The following is an 18,875-nucleotide window of genomic DNA, read 5'->3' as shown; positions in this document are numbered from 1 at the left end:
TCTCCGCGTTTTTTTGTATTCCTTCACACTCGCGACGATTCGTCCTGTTTCTTATGCCACTTTAACAACGTTTGTTTTAACGGATAAGCGATCACTAAAATGACAATTGTATGAATAAACAGCGTTGGCAAAAAACGTGCTTGTAAAAACGTTTGGACAGACATGGTTGTTCCACCGATAACAAGTTGGATGGCGTATGCGTACCATTCGACACATGCAATCGCCACAATGGCAAAAAAAGAAGCCGTCCATGCATTTTTATGAAAAACGTTCATCGCCTTTGCAATTAAATAAGCGATGAGCGAAAAGGCAAAGGCATAAGCACCTAACAGTTCCGTATATGCTACATCGTATAATAGACCGAAGATGAATCCGTACGTCATTCCTTCTGTTTGTCCAATAAAAATCGTAATAAACACGATAAAAACGAGTAACATACGCGGAACAAGCAAATAAACATCAAATAGCGGGTAGGAAAGCAATTGGACAATGATGCTTTCAAATAAAAACACAACGGTCACAAGAGAAGAAAGAAAGAAGCGATTCATTGCTCTTCCTCCTCTTGCACCATATCAATTTTTCTTTTCACAATAATGACATCTTCAATATCATAAAAATTCGCTGCTGGCTTGATGTAGGCAATTTGTGTAAGCCCGTACTCATCTGCAACGATCTCTTCAATCTCTCCGATAAATAATCCTTTTGGGAAAATCCCACCAAGTCCTGATGTAAACACACGCTGTCCCTTCTCTACTTTCGCATCATACGGAATGCGCTTAAGCAACAATGCTTCCCGCTCTTCATCATACCCCTCAATTAAGCCGAATACGTTTTCATCCCCTTGAATGAACGCTGAAATGCGATTTTGCCGATCTTTTGCGCTTAGCAGTTGCACCGTGGCGCTAAATGGCGATACGCTCCGCACTTTTCCGATTAGTCCTTGTGGTGTAATAACCGCCATATTTTTTTCCACACCGTGCTGTGATCCTTTATTGACAATTAACGTCTCTTCCCAACGATCTGGGTTGCGCCCAATGACTGTCGCCTGAATAGCAACGAAGTCACGTAAACTTTCTTTTTTATTCAAAAGCTCACGCAAACGTTCGTTTTCTTTTTTTAGCAACTCCACTTCTGATTGCAAAAGAACGTATTGTTCTAAATGCTCTTTTAAACGTTTGTTTTCCTCGTATGTATGGCGCAAATCACTCACATTTTCAAAGAAGCCCGCAACAAACTGTGCGGGCTTGTGCACGATCGATTGCATAAAAACAACAGTGTCTTTCACAAACTTTTCCATCCAGCTTAATTCGTTTCGCTCTTTCAATGAAAAACCGATCAAGGCGACGAGAAGCATGATACTGACAAGCAATATGATGAGCCGTTTATTTAAGAAAAACTTCGGCATAAAAACACCTTCTTATGCATTAGCGATGGTCTCGCGCTTTATTTTTAAATAAATGAATATGATCAAGCGCTTTTCCTGTACCAATCGCAACGCAGTCGAGCGGGTTTTCGGCAATAATGACCGGCATGTTCGTTTCTTGGCTAATGACTTTATCTAAGTTCCGTAACAACGCTCCTCCACCTGTTAACACGATGCCGCGATCCATAATATCGGCTGCAAGTTCTGGTGGCGTTTTTTCAAGCGTATTTTTTACGGAATCAACAATAGCATATACAGTATCACGCAGCGCCTCGGCAATTTCTTCTGCGTGAATTTCAATCGTTTTTGGCAAACCTGTTAATAAATCGCGACCGCGAATTTCCATGCTTCCGATTCCTTCTGGATTGCCTGCTGAGCCAATTTCGACTTTAATCGCTTCCGCTGTGCGCTCCCCGATCATTAAATTGTACGTCTTGCGAATATACTGGATAATTGCCTCATCCATTTCATCGCCAGCGACACGGATGGATTGACTCGTTACAATGCCACCTAAAGAAATGACAGCGACTTCCGTTGTGCCACCCCCAATATCGACGACCATGCTTCCTGTCGGCTCCCATACAGGTAAGTTCGCACCGATTGCCGCGGCAAACGGCTCTTCAATTGTGTAAGCATCGCGAGCCCCAGCTTGTCTCGTCGCATCAATCACGGCACGCTCTTCTACTGCGGTGATCCCCGATGGAACGCAAACCATAACATATGGCTTTCCAGCAAACAATCCGCTGTTTTTCGTTGCTTGCTTAATGTAATACTTCATCATAATGGCTGTCGTTTCATAATCGGCAATAACTCCATCTTTCATCGGACGAAGCGCAACTACGTTTCCTGGCGTGCGCCCGATCATTTGTTTTGCTTCATTACCGACCGCAACAATTTGCTTCGTATCTTTTTGTAGCGCAACGACAGAAGGCTCGCGCAACACAATTCCTTTTCCTTTCACATAAACAAGCGTATTCGCCGTACCTAAATCTATTCCGAGATCTTTTGATCCAATGCCAAACATGTTCGTATCTTCCTTTCTGAAACAAAATGCTTTCAAAAACTCATGACAATTTATTATAACGCAATTGTGATAAAAAGAGAATGATTTACACATATCCTTTTTCTTTTAAGCTAACATACGTTTTATCACCAATGATTAAATGGTCGAGTAGCTCAATACCGACGAGACGACCACATTCTACGAGCCTGCGCGTCACTTCAATATCTTCCCGGCTCGGTGTTGGATCTCCTGACGGATGATTATGAATACAAATGATCGATGCTGCCGAACGTTTTATCGCCTCTTTATATACTTCGCGCGGATGAACAATCGACGCATTTAAACTGCCAATAAATACCGTCTTTTTATGCATCACTTGATTTTTCGTATTTAAATATAACACAACGAAATGTTCTTGACTTAAAAAACGCATATCTTCCATGACGTATCGCGCACCATCTTCTGGAGAGCGAATGACGTAACGATCGTCATATTGCATTTGGTGTACGCGCCGACCGAGTTCAAGCGCTGCAATAATTTGAATAGCTTTTGTTTTTCCAATTCCTTTAATGCTTGTCATTTCTTCGATAGTCGCATCTTTTAGCTGACGAAGTCCTTCGAAATGGGTGAGTAAATGTTGTGCAAGTGTGAGAACAGAATATTGCTTTGTCCCCGTGCGAAGCAATATCGCTAACAGTTCTTGATTTGATAAGCTTTGCGGTCCTTCAGAAAGCAAGCGTTCACGCGGACGGTCATCGGGCGGAACATGACGAATAAGCATACGTTCCCCCCTCTATTTTAACCGTTTTTTAACGAAATGGGTAAAATCCGAATTTTTTTAATTCGCGGGCAAGCCTAGCGATCGGCAAGCCAACAACGGAAAAATAATCCCCATTCACTTTTTGAACGAAAAGTGCCCCGCGTTGTTGAATGCCATATGCCCCCGCTTTATCAAGCGGCTCTTTCGTCGCAATATACGCCCAAATGTCTTCATCTGTGAGCGGCCAAAATGTGACATCCGTCTTCTCAGCAAATGTGACGCATTCTTTTTTCGTGCAAATCGCTACACCTGTCCATACTTCATGCGTCGTCCCTGATAAACGTTTTAACATGCGAAAGGCGTCTTGTTCGCTCGCTGGCTTTCCAAGCACATCTCCTTCACATACGACAATCGTATCTGCACCGATGACGCACGCATCGCTTGCTTGTTGCCATACCGCATACGCTTTTTTATACGCGAGCTGCTGCACAATTTCACTTGGGGATAGGTCGTCATCGAATGATTCATCGACATCGCTAACGAGGATGTCAAACGGAAGTCCAAGCATACGAAGAAGTTGTTTTCGACGAGGAGAACTAGAAGCTAACACAAGTTGCATCGTCATCACCTTTCTGTCATGAGCGTTTGTTTCAAGGAAGATACACTTGTATCGTACCAAATTTATACACAATATACAACAGTTCGACAAAGAAAAAAAAAGAAGCAAATCGCTTCTTATTGTAAAACGTGTAATATATGTTGTTGAGCTTTCCATAATTGCTTTTGGTCATTTGATTGACGAAAAGTAAAAAGCGCTTCATATGCTTTTTTCACTTGCTCATTGTGAGGTGAATACGATTGTAGCTGTTTCCATTGTTCATTTTGAAGTTGCTGTCCATTTAATAATCGACTAATAGCGGACACGGCCATCACAAAAGGTTCACTTTCTTTTTCGTCGATGGATACATTCCATGCTTTCACATATGTGTCAATGCCGAGCGATTCGTATAAACTTGCGATTTGCTTTGCCTCCTCTTTTGTCAATGCCATGCCTAAAAATACATAAACAGGCTGTTTTCCAATCATGACACTCGGACGTTGTTGTGCCTTTATTTTTTGTACATATACATTCGCTGCTTTTTCATCTTGAAACACTCCACCTTGAATGACAAAAACCGTTTCCGTTCGTTGCGCAATCGGGGCTTCTTCTTTTTGTTCTTGTTGCAACGTCGCTGGCGATGCTGTCTTCTCTGCTGTCGGAATAATTGTTAACACAAGGAAGCCAAAGCTTGTCCCAAGAACGACTGCTAAAGCAATCGCGAACAGAAAGGAGCGCCAAGGTGATCGTTTTGTTTTATATTGTTTATCCCATTCAATGAAATCATGTTGTTCTTCGCTTTGTTCCTCATTTTGCTCACTTGACCATTGCGGTAACGCGCTCATCGCAGTCGTGTACGGTTGTTCTTTGCCATTCACTTTAATAATAATCGCTTTTTTCGCTGGCTTGTCCATCTTTTTCCCCTCCCGCTGTCATTCTTCGCCCATCGTAACACAAAAAAAGAAAAAAAAAACGAGACATTTGTCGTCTCGTTGCGGAAGGTTTTCGTCAAATTTCGCACTACTTGTCTTGTCGATCTTGAATGTCACGTACCGACAATTGATCGACAGGCACGCCGTTTTGTTTACAAATTTGCTTCGTTTCCCCTTTTAAACAAACGGCATATGTGATCGTACCGTCGCTTTGTTTTGTCACAATGACGTACGAATCATCGCTCGGCTGCAAACGCTTTGACGTATACGGATCAATGATCGGTTCAAACACCCCATCATCGACTAATTGTTTGTACGTCAATGTTTCGCTTTGATTCGGCGTTAAAAACTCTACCTTTTGTGCGCCGACATGAAGACGTGCCGCTTCATAGAGCGAATACGCGGTCGCAACAAACGCTTGATCGCGCGACTTTTTTATTACCTCAATGACAGAAATGGTCGCAATCATCATTAAAATACTCAAAATCACAACGACAGCTAACAGTTCGATTAACGTCATTCCACGCTCATCTTGCATCCGACCGACCCCTTATTGATCCGTTAGTGAAGGGAATGGATTTCGCTTTTCACTCGGTTGTGGTAAGTCAAGCGGTGGCAATTGCTCAATCCATTGACGCAATTCTGGTGCGTAAAACGTTGAAACCGTAAGGGAATAAGACAGCTCTGGCACTTCATCCATCACTGTCGTCCATTCTTCATATCCGGTAAACGATAATGAATCAACAGAAACGATGCGCTTCGATCGCTCTAGTACGTCGATGAATTGTTCAAGTGCAAAGTACGAAGGAGAACGAACAGACATGCTGACCGTCAATTTTTGAATAGGTGTTGGAGCTCCTTCGATTTGTTCGCCCTCTTGAAATGAAAGCGACAGCACGATGCTATTTGATACCGCTTCCGCTTTTTCGATTTCTAATAAAAATTGTTCAACGAACGGTTGTACGGGAACCCGTTTTTGCAATTCCACGATGCTGACGCGCAACTCGTCTGGCGTTTGTTTACTTTGTAACGTTTGTAACAACTTTTTTTCCGTTTGTAATTCCGTTTTTAATTGCTCTTGCCGATCATCGAGCGGTTTGTACACATATATATAAAGCGCAAATGACAGCACGATAAGCAACAAAAGAGAGAGGATAATCATTAAAGCCTTTCTCATGTTTCCCCTCCTTGTTGCTGTTTTTTCCATTCCTCCATATTTAACTGAAGCGAAAATTGTCCGATGTATCGCGGCATTGTTCCTTCTTCTTCCGCCTTCCCTTCTACCGCTGTTAAACTCGTTAGTTTTACGTCAGCGATAAACGAGGCGTCTTTTAACGCTTGTAAATAAGCAGCGCTTTCACGTGTTGTATCAAATTGGGCCGTTAGTTGAATGGCACCATCACGGGCGTACGAAATGCTCATTAAAAAGCCGCGCTCTGGCAATCGCTCAATCAATTCATGTAAAAGCGCGACCGTATGAACAGGATATTGTTCCGCCCATCGAATCGCTTCTTGCAACTGTGCGCCAACGGATGCGTTCGTTTTTGTTTTTTGTTTTTCTTCTTCGGCGATGCGTAGCGCTTTCGTTTGATCGAGCTCCGTTTTTAATTGCGATATTTGCTGTTCCATACGCTGAACGATAAAATAAAACGTCGTCGCGCCAACGATCAATAAAACAGCTACCACAATCGATATCATTGGGATGATTTGAGATTTCCGTTCACGTTTTGGCAATAAATTAATTTCTACCAGCATGTGCATTACCCTCTTTTAATCCGAGTCCGATTGGTAAGTAGTAAGCTGGGTCAATCGCAAGCGGCAACGTTAACATTTCTACAACAACATCAAGCCGCTCTTGTAACAAATGGGAAAACGTATGAATGAGTGGATGATCGCCGGTTATAACGATGCGCGTAATTTGCGCTTCGCCCTTTTGCAATGAAAAACGATAAAAGTTCATGACACGCTCGAGCTCTTTATATACGTCTTCAAGCTGCCACTCCGGCTCACCTTCTTTTAACCATTTCCATCCTTCATTCGTTTTTTCCCAATATGTCCATTGTGAATCAAATGCTAACTGATGAGTAAATATCGGACGATGCTGATGAAATACACTGACGTTTAACGATGATAAATCAAATTGAACAAATAAAAAGTGATCGATGTCGTTCGCTAAATCGAACTTGTAAAATAAGCGATATAAACTAAGCGGAGAAATATCGGCCACAATCGGTTTTAATTTAACTGCTTCAAACAGTTCTGCATATTGCACCACGTTTGCTTCTGGAGCTGCAAATAATAAAACGTGGAGCGCTTCTTTCGTTTTTTCAAGCACCGCATAATCAAATACCGCATCTTCAAACGGAAGTGGAATGGTCGCGCCAATTTCCATAAATAAATAACTGCGTATATCTTCGACGTCCACGTCTTTTGGCAACGATATTTTTCGAATGACGACGAGCGGATCAGGAACGAGAAAACGAACGCGGCGACGTTTTATTTTCCATTCGTCCACGCATTGTTCTAACACTTCGGTAAGCTGTTCTTCATTAACAATTTTTCCGTCGCACACAATCCCTTCTGGAAGCGGCCATTCCTCGCACGTATGCAAGACGAGCGGTTTTTGTTGTTTTAGCTCTACATAGCGAATGACGTGGTCTTTTATGACAATGTTGCCCACTTTATTTTTCATCGAAAAAAGCCGCATAGTTTGTTCTCCTTACATCATAACCTTTACATACATATCAATCATCGCTTCACCAAAAAAATAGGCGATCAGCGTACCAACAACAATGGCTGGTCCAAACGGCATCGGTTCGCCACGCTTCACATGCCCTATTGCCATGCCAATCAGACCAAACATCGTTCCAACGAACGTCGATAAAAAGAATGCTAAAACCGTTAATTTTACCCCAAGCGCCAAACCGATCACTGCAAATAGTTTAATATCTCCACCGCCCATTCCACCTTTACTCACAAGGGCAATAAGAAACAACATCATAAATCCAACAAAACTACCGAGCAAACTATCCCACCACGGAGTAAGTGGCGCAAACCACAGACGCTCAATGAGAAGAAGTGGGGCAAAAAACAACAAAATACGATTTGGAATGACCATATAATGCACATCTGAAACGAAAATAATAACGAATAAAGAAATGAGCGTCCAACTAACGACGATTTCTGCTGACCAACCGACAAAAAGTGGGGCAAGCGTAAACAATATCGCTGTGGACAGCTCAACGAATGGGTAAAAAAAGGAAATGCGCGCCGAACATGCGCGACATTTCCCTTTTTGTAACACATACGACACGACCGGAATTAATTCAAACGCCGTTAACGTTCGCTTACAATGCGGACAATGCGAACGCGGCGCAACAATCGACTCCCCTTTCGGCACCCTTAGCCCGACAACATTATAAAATGAGCCAAGAAAAAGACCGAGGAGGAAAGAAATAAAAAACAACATATGCGATCACTCTAAGCTAAAAAATTTTAATTTATCCAATTACCGAACTTCTGAACGTTTTAAATCTTCTTCCTTTACTGCTTCACCTGCTACTGCTTTACCTGCTGCTCCGCTTGTTCCACCTGTTTGAACTCCTCGCTTTTTATTAACAAGCTTAACACTATAAGATAACTTGTTATTTTTATTTACTATAACAACATAAGAACCAGAAGATGGTTGATTAACTTCTCCTTGCCCACCTAAACTTAAGTCGTCTGATACTTGTGGATCTGCAGTATCATTATAGTTTGGTACATTTTCCACGTATCCTTCTTCTGTTTTGTCTGGATCCTTAATTTTCTCTAAATACCCATTATCTTCCAAGTATTTAAGTGAAACAACCTTTCCTTTTCCTTCAGCTGGTAAAAGGCTTTTATCCGCCGTTACAGCAATTTTTGCTGCGTTAATCATTTGCTGGGCGTTTGCTACGTGCGCATCTTTTTTCGAGTTGTCAATTAATCCCCCGATGCTCGGAATTGCAATAGCTGCAATAATCCCTAAAATAACGATAACGGCCAATAACTCAATTAACGTTAAACCTTTTTCATTGCGAATCAATTTTTTTAACATAATTCCTCTCCTTTGCAATTTTTTATAATCTCTCTCTCATCATTTTACAACATTAACAATCTAGTTGTAAAGTGCTATTTTATTGTTGAATGTGATTAAATATATCAAACATCGGGACTAAAATGGATGTGACGATTGTCCCGACAACGCCGGCAAGCAAGACGATCATAAGCGGTTCAATAAGCGATTTTAACCGATCGGTCGCCGCTTCGACTTCCGCTTCATAAAAGTCGGCAACTTTCGCAAGCATCGCATCAAGTGAACCCGTTTGCTCTCCGATCGCAATCATTTGTGTTACAAGAGGGGGGAACGCCCAATGTCGTTTCATCGGTTCCGTTAACGATTCTCCGCGCTCAAGCGCATCACGCGATGTGCGAATGACACGAGCAACAACTTCATTTTCAACGACTGCTTCAACGATCGTAAGCGCCTGTAAAATCGGTACCGCGCTTGAAAATAACGAGCTTAACGTGCGCGTCATGCGGGCGAGCACCGCTTTTTGCATCATTCCACCGAAAATCGGCATGCGTAATACGATCACATCTAAATAATATTTCGTCTTTTTTTGCCTTCTCAGCAGCATCAGTACCCCATACGTGCTAAGCAACAAAAGAAGAACGCCCCACCAATACGTTTGCATCACTTCACTTGCACGTAATACAAACTTCGTAATGCTCGGCAAATCCGCACCAAAATCTGCAAACATTGAAACGAATGTTGGAACGACACCGACGAGTAAAAAGATGACAACAATCACAGCAATAATGCCGACAACAATCGGATACGCTAGAGCGGAAACAATTTTTTGCCGCGTGCGGTGCACTTTTTCAAAATGATCAGCTAATCGCTCTAGCGTTTCATCGATACTCCCGCTCGCTTCCCCTGCGCGAATCATATTGATGACGAGCGGTGGAAAAATGTTCGGATGATCAGTCATTGCTGTAGATAGCGGTTGACCGCTTCTTAATCGTTCCTCAATGTGAGCGAGCGCTTTTTTTAACGCTTTACTTTCCGTTTGTTCCGCTAAAATGCGCGTAGCATCTACAATCGTCACTCCCGCTTTTAAAAGCGTCGCAAATTGGCGCAAGTAAATAACGAAATGTTGCAGCTTCACAGGGTTACCGAATGTAATTTCTTTCGTTAACAACGTTTGCGGCACTTCTTGTACGTCAATCACTTTTAACCGTTGCTCACGCAGCTTCATGATGACATCTCGCCGCGATGGAGCGACGATCGTCCCTTTTTTTACTCGTCCGCGCATATCACGCGCTTCATAGCGAAATTGCGCCATTTGTCATCATCCTTCCTGCAAGTACGGCTCAACCGTTTCTCTTGCAATCAGTCCTTGTTGGACAAGCTCTTTAATGTTCGCCTCAAGTGTATGCATGCCAAGCGCGCGATTCGTCTGCATAACGCTCGGAATTTGATGAATTTTCCCGTTGCGAATTAGATTCGCAACGGCTGCATTGTTAATTAAAATCTCGGTCGCTGCAATTCTTCCGTTTTTTTGTGCACGCGGAAATAGTCGTTGTGAAATAATGGAAACTAAAACTGTCGCCAACTGAATGCGAATTTGTGCCTGTTGTTCTGGTTGAAATACATCAATAATTCGGTCAATCGTCGCAGGGGCACTTGACGTATGAAGCGTCCCGAAAACAAGATGCCCCGTTTCAGCAGCAGTCACTGCCGTTTGAATCGTTTCTAAATCGCGCATTTCCCCGACTAAAATGACATCAGGGTCTTGGCGAAGAGCAGCGCGCAACCCGTTTGCAAAGCTGCTCGTATCCGTTCCGACTTCGCGCTGATCAATGATGCAGTTGTCATGCTTATGCACATATTCAATCGGATCTTCAAGCGTAATAATATGTTTGCGCATCGTCTTGTTCATATAATCGATCATCGCGGCTAACGTCGTCGATTTTCCGCTCCCTGTCGGCCCCGTGACGAGAATGAGCCCTTGTGGTTTCGCCACCATCTTTTTTAATACGTCCGGCAATTGCAGTTCATCAAGCGTTGGAATTTTCGTCGGTACGATACGAATGGCTAACGATATACATCCACGTTGTTTAAATACGTTCACACGAAAACGTGAAACGCCTGAAAGACTATATGACAAATCTAATTCGCCGTCTGTTTCAAAGCGCGTCCACATATGCTCTGGAACGATCGCTTTTGCCATTTGTTCTGTATCGGTTGGCGACAATACATCTTGCCCATATCGTTTCAAATCTCCGTTAATGCGAAAAATCGGAGGAATACCGACCGTTAAATGAATATCGGATGCTTTTAATTCAAATGCAGCACGCAACATCGCATCTACTTTTTGTTTCATGCTCATCACCTTACCTTATACAATGCTTACACGCAACACTTCTTCTGTTGTCGTCAGCCCTTGTTTCACTTTTAACAATCCGTCATCAATTAAAAAAATCATTTTATTTTTTATCGCTATTTCACGCAATTTCGAAAGCGGTTCGCCATTTAAAATGACCTTTCTCATTTCATCAGACATGACCATTAATTCATGCAGGGCAATACGCCCTTTATATCCGGTCATATTGCACGTTGGGCAGCCACGACCGCGCATCACTTTTTCAATTTTCAAACCACGGCGAGCAAAAATGTCCACCTCCCGCTTCGTCGGTTCATGTTCCTCTTGGCAATCTCGACAAACGCGGCGCACGAGACGTTGCGACACAACACCAGATAGCGATGTTGCAACTAAAAACGGTTCAACGCCCATATCAATTAAACGCGCGACCGTGCTTAATGCGTCATTCGTATGCAGCGTGCTTAACACTAGATGTCCTGTTAACGACGCACGAATAGCTATTTCCGCCGTTTCCCGGTCGCGAATTTCCCCTACCATAATAATGTTCGGGTCTTGACGTAAAATGGAGCGCAGCCCTTCCGCAAATGTCATTCCGACGTTTGGGTTGACTTGGATTTGGTTCACCCCCTCAAGCTGATATTCGACAGGGTCTTCAATTGTAATAATGTTCACATGTTCTCCGTTTAAACGGTTTAACGCGGCATAAAGTGTCGACGATTTTCCCGAACCAGTCGGTCCTGTAATTAACACGATGCCTGTCGGCTGTTCAATGAGTTGAATAAACCGTTGTAAATTAACTTTATTAAAACCGAGCTTATTTAAATCATTTAACGCTGCCCCTAAATCGAGGACGCGCATAACGATTTTTTCGCCATAGATGGTCGGCAATGTTGATACACGCAAATCGACAGGATGAAAATCAATATTCATTTTTATGCGCCCATCTTGTGGGACACGATGTTCCGTAATATCCATATTCGCTAAAATTTTAATGCGCGCCGTTAACATTCCTTGCATATGTTTTGGCAACGCCCGCTCCGTGCGTAAAATTCCGTCAATGCGATAACGAATAACGACTTTCGTCTCTTGCGGGTCAATATGAATATCGCTCGCTCGCTGTTCAACAGCCATTTGTAATATTTGATTGACAAGCTTTACGATCGGCGAATCATCTTCGACAATGTTCTCTTGTTCACGCGGCTCTTGTTGAGGAACGATGTTTAAAAACTCTTCAACCGTGTCGTCAATATCATAATACTTATTAATGGCTCGTAAAATATCGTCCTTTGAGGCAATGGCCACTTCGATATGAAAACCTGTCGACAGGCGCAAATCATCGATCGCAAAAAAATCCATCGGATCTGCCATCGCAACAAATAAACGATCTCCTTCTTGCTTTAAAGGAATAAGCATATTTCGTTTCGCAAATTCTTTCGGCACAAGGTTCATTAATTTCGGATCAATTGGATAACGATATAAGCTGACATGTGGAATACCGAGCTGAAACTCTAATACTTCAATTAATTGTTGTTCTGTAATATAGCCACGTTGCAACAACGCATCGCCTAGCTTTTGCCCCGGCGCTTTTTCCTTTAACGTCTCTTCAAGCTGTTCTTTCGTAATGAGCCCCGCTTCAATTAACAAATCACCTAATCGTTTTCGTTCTTGCTTTTTCATGAGGTCTCATCCTCATTTCCTTTGATTTGCTCGTTTTCATTTCCCCATATGTCTTCTTGCTCTGTTAGTTCTGTTGAAGGCGTTTCGTTTGGTGTTGATGATTCATTGGGTGCTGGTGATTCATTTGGTGTCTCACTTGTCTCGGACCGTAATCCACGCACTTCCACACGATGAATCGGCGGGTAAAAATCTTCCGAAACGAGCACCGTTTCGACTAATGTGTGGTTGCGGTCGTACACTTCTTTATACAAACGAATGAGCATTCCTTTTTTTTCCTCTTCTTTTACCCGCTTTTCGTTCGGCTTCAGCAATGCACTATATTGCACAATTGTTTTCGGATCATAATATTCAATTGGATCTGTTTTTACTGCATATTGGTAAATAAACGGAATTCCCACTAAGGCAACTTTCATTTGTCCATCTTCCGCTCTTACTTCGATCGTATACGATTGATCATTCGGGTTAAAAAATATAAAGTCTTTTTTATTTTGTTCAACAGCCGCTTCAAACCCTGCCTTCACTCCGTTTTGCAATACGGCGCTCGTATGCCGTTCAACAATTTCAAAATTTGTCGGTATTATCGCTTCATATAGTGCAGATGCAAATAACGTCATCGCTTCTTTAGATATACTTAAACCTTGTTTTTTGAAAAAGTCCAAAACAGAAAATATTTGCTTTGGCTCAATTGTCATTGCTGTTTGTGATATTGCACGAAGCTCTTCATGCAATGGAATCGTGGCTTGCGATAAAACCGTTTCTTGTTGCATATCTTCCCGAACGTATTGCTGAAGCGATAGTTGAGCAGATGTAAGGGAAGCAGCCTCATGTTCTAACTGAGCTTTTACTTTTTCAACATCCATCCAATCGCTTAATGCGTCGATGGAAGTGATCGCCTGTTGTAACGCTTCATGATCAACAGAAACGAGGAGAGGGGTGCGCTTTCCGCTTACCGCCTGTTTCATGCTCTCCTTGATATGAAATGTAAACGCATTCGTTGGCAGCGTCGCTTCTTTTCCTTCTAGCACGAGCGTCATCGTTGCTGATTGCTTCCACTCGTTCACTTTTTCGTTCACTTGTTTATACGCCTCATCAGCCGAACGATTCGATACATCGATCGGACCAATCATCGTCCCTTCAGCAAATTTGTCCCCGCCAGCAAACGACTCGTACGCCCACGTCGCCACTTTTGTAGTTGTCAGTAAATATGAAACGGTCAAAAGCAACGTAAAAAACAACTTTAGCGAAACGTTTTGGCGCATGACATACGCCTCCTTACTCGACATTCATCGACAGCTCAATTACAACATCTGGGCCTTCTTCTTGCGCGCGAATCACATGTTCTTTCGTCAACACCGTATCTTTTGGAAGCAACACTTGACCATTTGCATCAACAATATCTTTTAATAATCGTTTTCCTGTTAACATCTCAATTTGTTTTTGACGCAATTCATCTAGCTCGTTCCCTACCGTTTCTGGAAGCATTTGTTTAATGAGCGGCTCGACTTGTGTTCCTTTTAGAGACAATAACGCGTCAACATTGGAGACGAGTTCTTGTTGCGCATGTTCATGAACAATTAACAACTCTTTTCCATATGTAATGACGTGATCGGCACGAACGATACGAACATCCGATCCGATTTGTACTTCAATGCCTGTAATTTTCCCTGTTTCTTCATCGATATAAAACTCTGTTGCCTCCCCAAGCAATTGTCCTTTTCTCGTCATTACTTTCGCTTGTTTAATCGCAATTTTTTTGTTGACAAGCTCATTTGCAATCGGAATGACGTTTAAATCAAGAACAGCTTTTTCTTCCTCTACTGTTACCGCAAATTCACCAATCCCAATGATATGGCGAAACGGAATCGCTTTCATACTAATTTCCCAATTTTCTTGATCAACGATTAGAAAATCAATCGTTCCTTTTTCTGGGTTTACAACGAGCGATTTCACTTGCCCAAGTTGAACACCATTTTGAATGCTAATGACTGGAAGACCGATAACTTGTGTACTACTTTTCATTTTTTCCACCCCATTTTTTGTTCAGCATAATGTATCATATGTGCTAATTGTTGTTGGATCATCGGGTAAAGCTCATATTGCCCGTACAATTGTTTAGCAACATCATATAGCTTTTCATATTGTTTTGAAGCAACGTAATGCTCCATTAATACATTCGCAAATGTGTAATAATCTTGTTCGTGTAAGCGAGGATGTAAATGTTTATGAATAAGCTGTTCATATTGTTCGTCCGACAACAATGGACGCATCGCGTGTAAAGAAGCGAGTAAATTTTTCATGAACGGTCTCGGGAGCATATGCACTTCTTCATTGTTTTCTTCTACTGTTACACATTCATCATCGGCCGTTCCTTGTTCTTCTTCGCTCACTTGCTCTACTGCTTCCTCAACGCTTTGAATACTTTCTTGTTCTTCTACCATATCAGCACTCGCTTCCGTATGTATATCATCGTCTTCTACAATCGGCTCGATGCGATACGATTCATCTACCATATGCTCACTTGTTTCTTCGACGACAGCAATCGTTTCGATGTCGAGTAGCTGACTATCTTTTTCTTCCTTCATTTCATTTTGATCATGTATGATCTCCATATTTTCTTCACTGAGCAAATCAAGCCACTGTTGTTCTGCCACGTCTTCGGTTGTTTCGTTTACACTTGTATCGTCACTGTCTACCATACGTAACGGCTCAATGACGTCATCTACACTTTCTATCGGCTCAATCATATGATCGAAGTCATTTTCTCGGAGCGGTTCAATAGAGGTTTGTTGTTCAATTTCTTCAGGCCATTCCCTTTGAAACCATTCCTCATCGACGTTTTCGATTTCTTCTTGTCGAATCTCCTCATTTTGTTGCTCCACCACCTCTTCTATAGCAGACGGTAGTTCGTTTTCTTGCTCGTCTTTTTCGTCGCCTTCAACAATTAAATCATGTTCATGAATGCGTACATAAAATAAATGACCGAGCTTTCGTTCAAGTAAATATGTGCTTGCAATGACTAAAAGAAAAAGGAATAATGAGGCTTGCCAAAGTGGAAATTGCTCGATCGCAATCATCCCAAACATGCTTAATAAACAAGCGACCGCTAATAAAAGAGCTACTCCTTTTTTTGTCCACCCAAAAGGCAGCCGCATATAGATGGGGATTAATATGAGAAAAAAGATAGCGAAAAATAAATATGGCAAATCGTTCCCCCCATTCGCAAATGATACAACACCTAACTCTAACATATTGTATAATAAAGTTATGTATTTTAAAAGAAGGGGAAGGAAAATGTGTCAAAAGAAAATAAATATTTTTTATAATGAACGTGGATTTACGTTAATTGAAGTGTTATTATCCGTTGTTATTTTATCATTCGTTATGGGCGGCATGTTTATGTTTTTTACAAACGCGATGACATACACAACATATAATCAATCGAAAACGGTTGCTGTCAATATCGCGCGTGGGGTCGTTCATTATATGGCACGTCTCGATTTTCAACCAATTGCGTCATATGTAAACGATCCGAAACAAACACCTTTTATTCGTTTAGATGCTTCATCATGTTCAAATACGTCCATATTCCCGGACGAAACTGTATGTAAAGCCGTTTTTTCACCGACAGTAAACAACGTCACATACGATAAAGAAGACGTACAAGCTTGGATTATTCCGTACAATCAAACGATATGGTCAGAAATCAAAACGAACCCGCCAAACGAATTTCCTGACGAATTAAAACGAACGATCCAACAAGAGAAAGAGATGGCCGAAGACGTCAGCAACTACTTACTTCGTTTATATGTCACTGTCCGTTCAAATAACGAACTGATCGTCTTAAAAGGAGTGATCGCCAATGAAAGTATTCGCTAATGAACGTGGACTGACGCTTATTGAATTGCTTGTCGGCTTAGCGATCACATCGATTATTGCCGCTTCTGCATATGGCGTATTTACAGCCGGAACGAAAGCGTATAAACGGATCGGCATTGAAAATCAGCTACGAAGCGAAGCGGATATATTAATGACAACGATTTTTAACGAACTATATGCCCTTGCTCCAGACGGCTTAAAGAAGGATGAATCAAACGACTATACGCTCACGTTCGTCAATCGAATGAAAAAAGAAATTGATACGAGTACAGGGCTCGTCGAAGAGAAAGAAAAAGCAGATCAAACGTTACAAATCATGATAGATAAAAAAAACGAGACATTACTTATAAATGGGAAACAAGTCACGCCATCCAATTTACGTATCGTTCCCGAACAGTCTGAATTTCAATACAAATGCATGCGAGAACATCAAAACATATGTAAAAGCGGCGTCGTTACGATTCGCTTATCGGTGCAAGACGAAGACCATCGCGATCCAAATGATCCGCTATATATTGAACCTTTCACATTAGAAACAAAATTCGGATTTTGAAATGGGGTGGAGCACATATGAACGAAAAAGGATATAGTCTTGTGCTCGTGATGTTAACCGTTACAGTCTTTTTTGTAATCGGTTTGACGATTGTATCAGTAAGCATATATCAAGCGAAATTTACACAAGTGCGCGTAGAAGATGTCGCCTCGCTCCACGAAGCTGTAAAATCGGTAGAAGAAACAGTAGCGGAGTTAAAAGCGAAAGTTGAAACATTGCCGCTATCGACCCCAACGCAGCTTGACCTCGATTTAGGAAATGCACAAACTGGCTTTTTAAGTGAACTCATGAAACGCCATAGCGTCACAATTGAAGATATCACCGATGCAAAAGGAATCGCACGCAATCGCAATAAATTATTTACGCGCGTATTTCGCATCTCCGCCCCATACGGAAAAAAAACGGTATCACGTGAAGTAATTATTACAAATGCACCGAGCTTTTTAAAATACGCCCTCGGTTCAAGAGAAAATGTGACGTTAAATGGTGGGGCTTATATTGACGGGGACATATACGCAGGAAAAGATATATACGTCACAAACGTAGCCAATTATATTTACAACTCTACGCTTTATTCGGTTCAAACGACGTTCCCGACGACGAGCGAAAAAAGCATACTGTTCGCCAATGGAAATCGTTATGGATGCACATATGAAAAAGGAGTATGCTACAACCTAAATAACAATAGATTCGAGTACTCATTGCTAAATTACTCAGAACATGAGCTACCACCTTCTCTTCTTATTCAAAAGGAGACAGAAGATTTTATTGACGTGGATTTCTCATGGACGCTAAAGGATAAACTATTGCTAGCAGCTGGAGTTGAACCTTTTAGCTATGAGTATGCGAATTACATTAAAAATTCAGGGGATCCAGAACATCTTTTTAATCAGCTTAAAGAAAACAAGGCTTTTTCTCTTGTAGATGATGTCATGCTTTTTAAAGACTTTATTAAAAACAACCAGAATAGCAAATCTATCGTTCTACAATCTGCTCCTTCCTATGTGTTTGAAAACGAAGAGCTTAACTTAGAAGACAAATGGCTTATTGTAGATGGGGATCTATATTTAGGAAACAACAGTAAGTTTAAGGGAAACATCATTGTGTTTGGGGATTTGATTATAAATGGAAAATCCGGAGTACAGCTTGCTTCTACAATATACGTGACAGGGAAAACGTCAATATATGATACCAATATTTCAGGTCTAGATAATGAACAAGTTGTCATTCTTTCAAAAGGACGTCTAGAGCTTTATCGAGTGAATGATTTTAATAACAGCTTCAGTTTCGAAAAAGAAAATCTTCAAGGGTACTTCTATACCGAGAGCAATGCTGTAATTTATGCAGTTGGTTCGTATATCAATATTAAAGGAGGATTGTTCGCTAGGGGAAATAGTGAACAAACAATCGCTGATGGATTCAGCGAGGGAGTGACCATAAACGCTTATCGCGGAGTGGTAACATCGCTGTCAGAACCTCCTAATTCCGATCCAACACTCACAAATGTGTCCGAATCACGTTTTATCATTCGACACGACAAAAACGTCTTGATCGCTCGCGGATTAGGTCTTCCATTTTCAAAAAGGTTGCATGTAATTATTGATGAATTAAGCGTAAAATAAAAAGCAGACACGAGTTAAACC

The 18,875-nt window shown here is 41.7% G+C and carries 21 protein-coding genes; 3 read left to right on the top strand and 18 right to left on the bottom strand.

Annotated elements, in window-relative coordinates:
• Positions 1-23: 23 nt before the first annotated feature.
• From mreD to NSS60_RS03940, 18 genes are all read right to left on the bottom strand, one after another.
• Positions 24-548 carry a rod shape-determining protein MreD gene (gene mreD, locus NSS60_RS04025; RefSeq protein ID WP_004889239.1) on the bottom strand — a complete coding sequence of 175 codons (525 nt, stop codon included), beginning with the start codon at positions 546-548 and terminating at the stop codon, positions 24-26.
• Positions 545-1,405, bottom strand: a complete 861-nt coding sequence (gene mreC / locus NSS60_RS04020; RefSeq protein WP_004889238.1) for a rod shape-determining protein MreC — start codon at positions 1,403-1,405, stop codon at positions 545-547. Before mreC ends, mreD begins: the two co-directional genes overlap by 4 nt.
• Before the next feature lie 19 nt (positions 1,406-1,424).
• Positions 1,425-2,447, bottom strand: coding sequence for a rod shape-determining protein (locus NSS60_RS04015; RefSeq protein ID WP_003396333.1), 1,023 nt, complete (start codon positions 2,445-2,447; stop codon positions 1,425-1,427).
• A gap of 85 nt (positions 2,448-2,532) precedes the next feature.
• A complete protein-coding gene (radC, locus tag NSS60_RS04010; RefSeq protein ID WP_003396335.1) occupies positions 2,533-3,207 on the bottom strand; it encodes a RadC family protein in 675 nt (224 codons plus the stop codon).
• A 28-nt stretch (positions 3,208-3,235) separates the two neighbouring features.
• Positions 3,236-3,805 carry a Maf family protein gene (locus tag NSS60_RS04005; protein WP_035018494.1) on the bottom strand — a complete coding sequence of 190 codons (570 nt, stop codon included), beginning with the start codon at positions 3,803-3,805 and terminating at the stop codon, positions 3,236-3,238.
• 116 nt (positions 3,806-3,921) lie between these two features.
• Positions 3,922-4,698 (bottom strand): SPOR domain-containing protein, encoded by a 777-nt coding sequence (locus tag NSS60_RS04000; RefSeq protein ID WP_064214438.1) that lies wholly within the window; start codon positions 4,696-4,698, stop codon positions 3,922-3,924.
• 106 nt (positions 4,699-4,804) lie between these two features.
• On the bottom strand, positions 4,805-5,254 hold the full coding sequence (locus tag NSS60_RS03995; RefSeq protein WP_088223697.1) for a type IV pilin protein: 450 nt from the start codon (positions 5,252-5,254) through the stop codon (positions 4,805-4,807).
• Positions 5,255-5,266: 12 nt separating this feature from the next.
• Positions 5,267-5,893, bottom strand: coding sequence for a type 4a pilus biogenesis protein PilO (gene pilO / locus NSS60_RS03990; protein ID WP_088223696.1), 627 nt, complete (start codon positions 5,891-5,893; stop codon positions 5,267-5,269).
• Positions 5,890-6,471 carry a PilN domain-containing protein gene (locus NSS60_RS03985; RefSeq protein ID WP_192949486.1) on the bottom strand — a complete coding sequence of 194 codons (582 nt, stop codon included), beginning with the start codon at positions 6,469-6,471 and terminating at the stop codon, positions 5,890-5,892. Before NSS60_RS03985 ends, pilO begins: the two co-directional genes overlap by 4 nt.
• The gene (gene pilM / locus NSS60_RS03980) at positions 6,455-7,423 is read right to left on the bottom strand and encodes a type IV pilus biogenesis protein PilM (RefSeq protein WP_340720659.1); all 969 of its coding nucleotides are present in this window, start codon (positions 7,421-7,423) and stop codon (positions 6,455-6,457) included. Before pilM ends, NSS60_RS03985 begins: the two co-directional genes overlap by 17 nt.
• A 12-nt stretch (positions 7,424-7,435) precedes the next feature.
• Positions 7,436-8,185, bottom strand: a complete 750-nt coding sequence (locus NSS60_RS03975) for a prepilin peptidase (protein WP_340720658.1) — start codon at positions 8,183-8,185, stop codon at positions 7,436-7,438.
• A gap of 39 nt (positions 8,186-8,224) precedes the next feature.
• Positions 8,225-8,794: a prepilin-type N-terminal cleavage/methylation domain-containing protein gene (locus tag NSS60_RS03970; protein ID WP_340720657.1), complete on the bottom strand. Its 570-nt coding sequence runs from the start codon at positions 8,792-8,794 to the stop codon at positions 8,225-8,227.
• 79 nt (positions 8,795-8,873) lie between these two features.
• Positions 8,874-10,085, bottom strand: coding sequence for a type II secretion system F family protein (locus NSS60_RS03965; RefSeq protein WP_340720656.1), 1,212 nt, complete (start codon positions 10,083-10,085; stop codon positions 8,874-8,876).
• Positions 10,086-10,091: 6 nt separating this feature from the next.
• Positions 10,092-11,126, bottom strand: a complete 1,035-nt coding sequence (locus NSS60_RS03960) for a type IV pilus twitching motility protein PilT (protein ID WP_340720947.1) — start codon at positions 11,124-11,126, stop codon at positions 10,092-10,094.
• A gap of 15 nt (positions 11,127-11,141) precedes the next feature.
• On the bottom strand, positions 11,142-12,803 hold the full coding sequence (locus NSS60_RS03955; protein ID WP_340720655.1) for a GspE/PulE family protein: 1,662 nt from the start codon (positions 12,801-12,803) through the stop codon (positions 11,142-11,144).
• Entirely contained in the window at positions 12,800-14,062 is a 1,263-nt protein-coding gene (locus NSS60_RS03950; protein ID WP_340720654.1) for a VanW family protein, read from the bottom strand. Before NSS60_RS03950 ends, NSS60_RS03955 begins: the two co-directional genes overlap by 4 nt.
• A 13-nt stretch (positions 14,063-14,075) precedes the next feature.
• A complete protein-coding gene (locus NSS60_RS03945) occupies positions 14,076-14,822 on the bottom strand; it encodes a PRC-barrel domain-containing protein (RefSeq protein WP_004889219.1) in 747 nt (248 codons plus the stop codon).
• Complete coding sequence (locus tag NSS60_RS03940; protein ID WP_164875841.1) at positions 14,819-16,006, bottom strand: hypothetical protein; 1,188 nt, start codon at positions 16,004-16,006, stop codon at positions 14,819-14,821. Before NSS60_RS03940 ends, NSS60_RS03945 begins: the two co-directional genes overlap by 4 nt.
• A gap of 88 nt (positions 16,007-16,094) precedes the next feature.
• Here NSS60_RS03940 and NSS60_RS03935 point away from each other — a divergent pair, with 88 nt between their 5' ends.
• From NSS60_RS03935 to NSS60_RS03925, 3 genes are read left to right on the top strand one after another with little or no spacing between them, the layout of a single operon-like run.
• Positions 16,095-16,679, top strand: a complete 585-nt coding sequence (locus tag NSS60_RS03935; RefSeq protein ID WP_340720653.1) for a type IV pilus modification PilV family protein — start codon at positions 16,095-16,097, stop codon at positions 16,677-16,679.
• Positions 16,663-17,232 carry a PulJ/GspJ family protein gene (locus NSS60_RS03930; RefSeq protein ID WP_064214447.1) on the top strand — a complete coding sequence of 190 codons (570 nt, stop codon included), beginning with the start codon at positions 16,663-16,665 and terminating at the stop codon, positions 17,230-17,232. Before NSS60_RS03935 ends, NSS60_RS03930 begins: the two co-directional genes overlap by 17 nt.
• Before the next feature lie 17 nt (positions 17,233-17,249).
• A complete protein-coding gene (locus tag NSS60_RS03925) occupies positions 17,250-18,854 on the top strand; it encodes a hypothetical protein (protein ID WP_192953450.1) in 1,605 nt (534 codons plus the stop codon).
• Positions 18,855-18,875 lie beyond the last annotated feature (21 nt).

It is taken from the genome of Anoxybacillus sp. FSL W8-0382 (assembly GCF_038003845.1).
Classification (GTDB): domain Bacteria; phylum Bacillota; class Bacilli; order Bacillales; family Anoxybacillaceae; genus Anoxybacillus; species Anoxybacillus flavithermus_G.
This window is presented reverse-complemented; position numbering and strand designations above follow the sequence as displayed.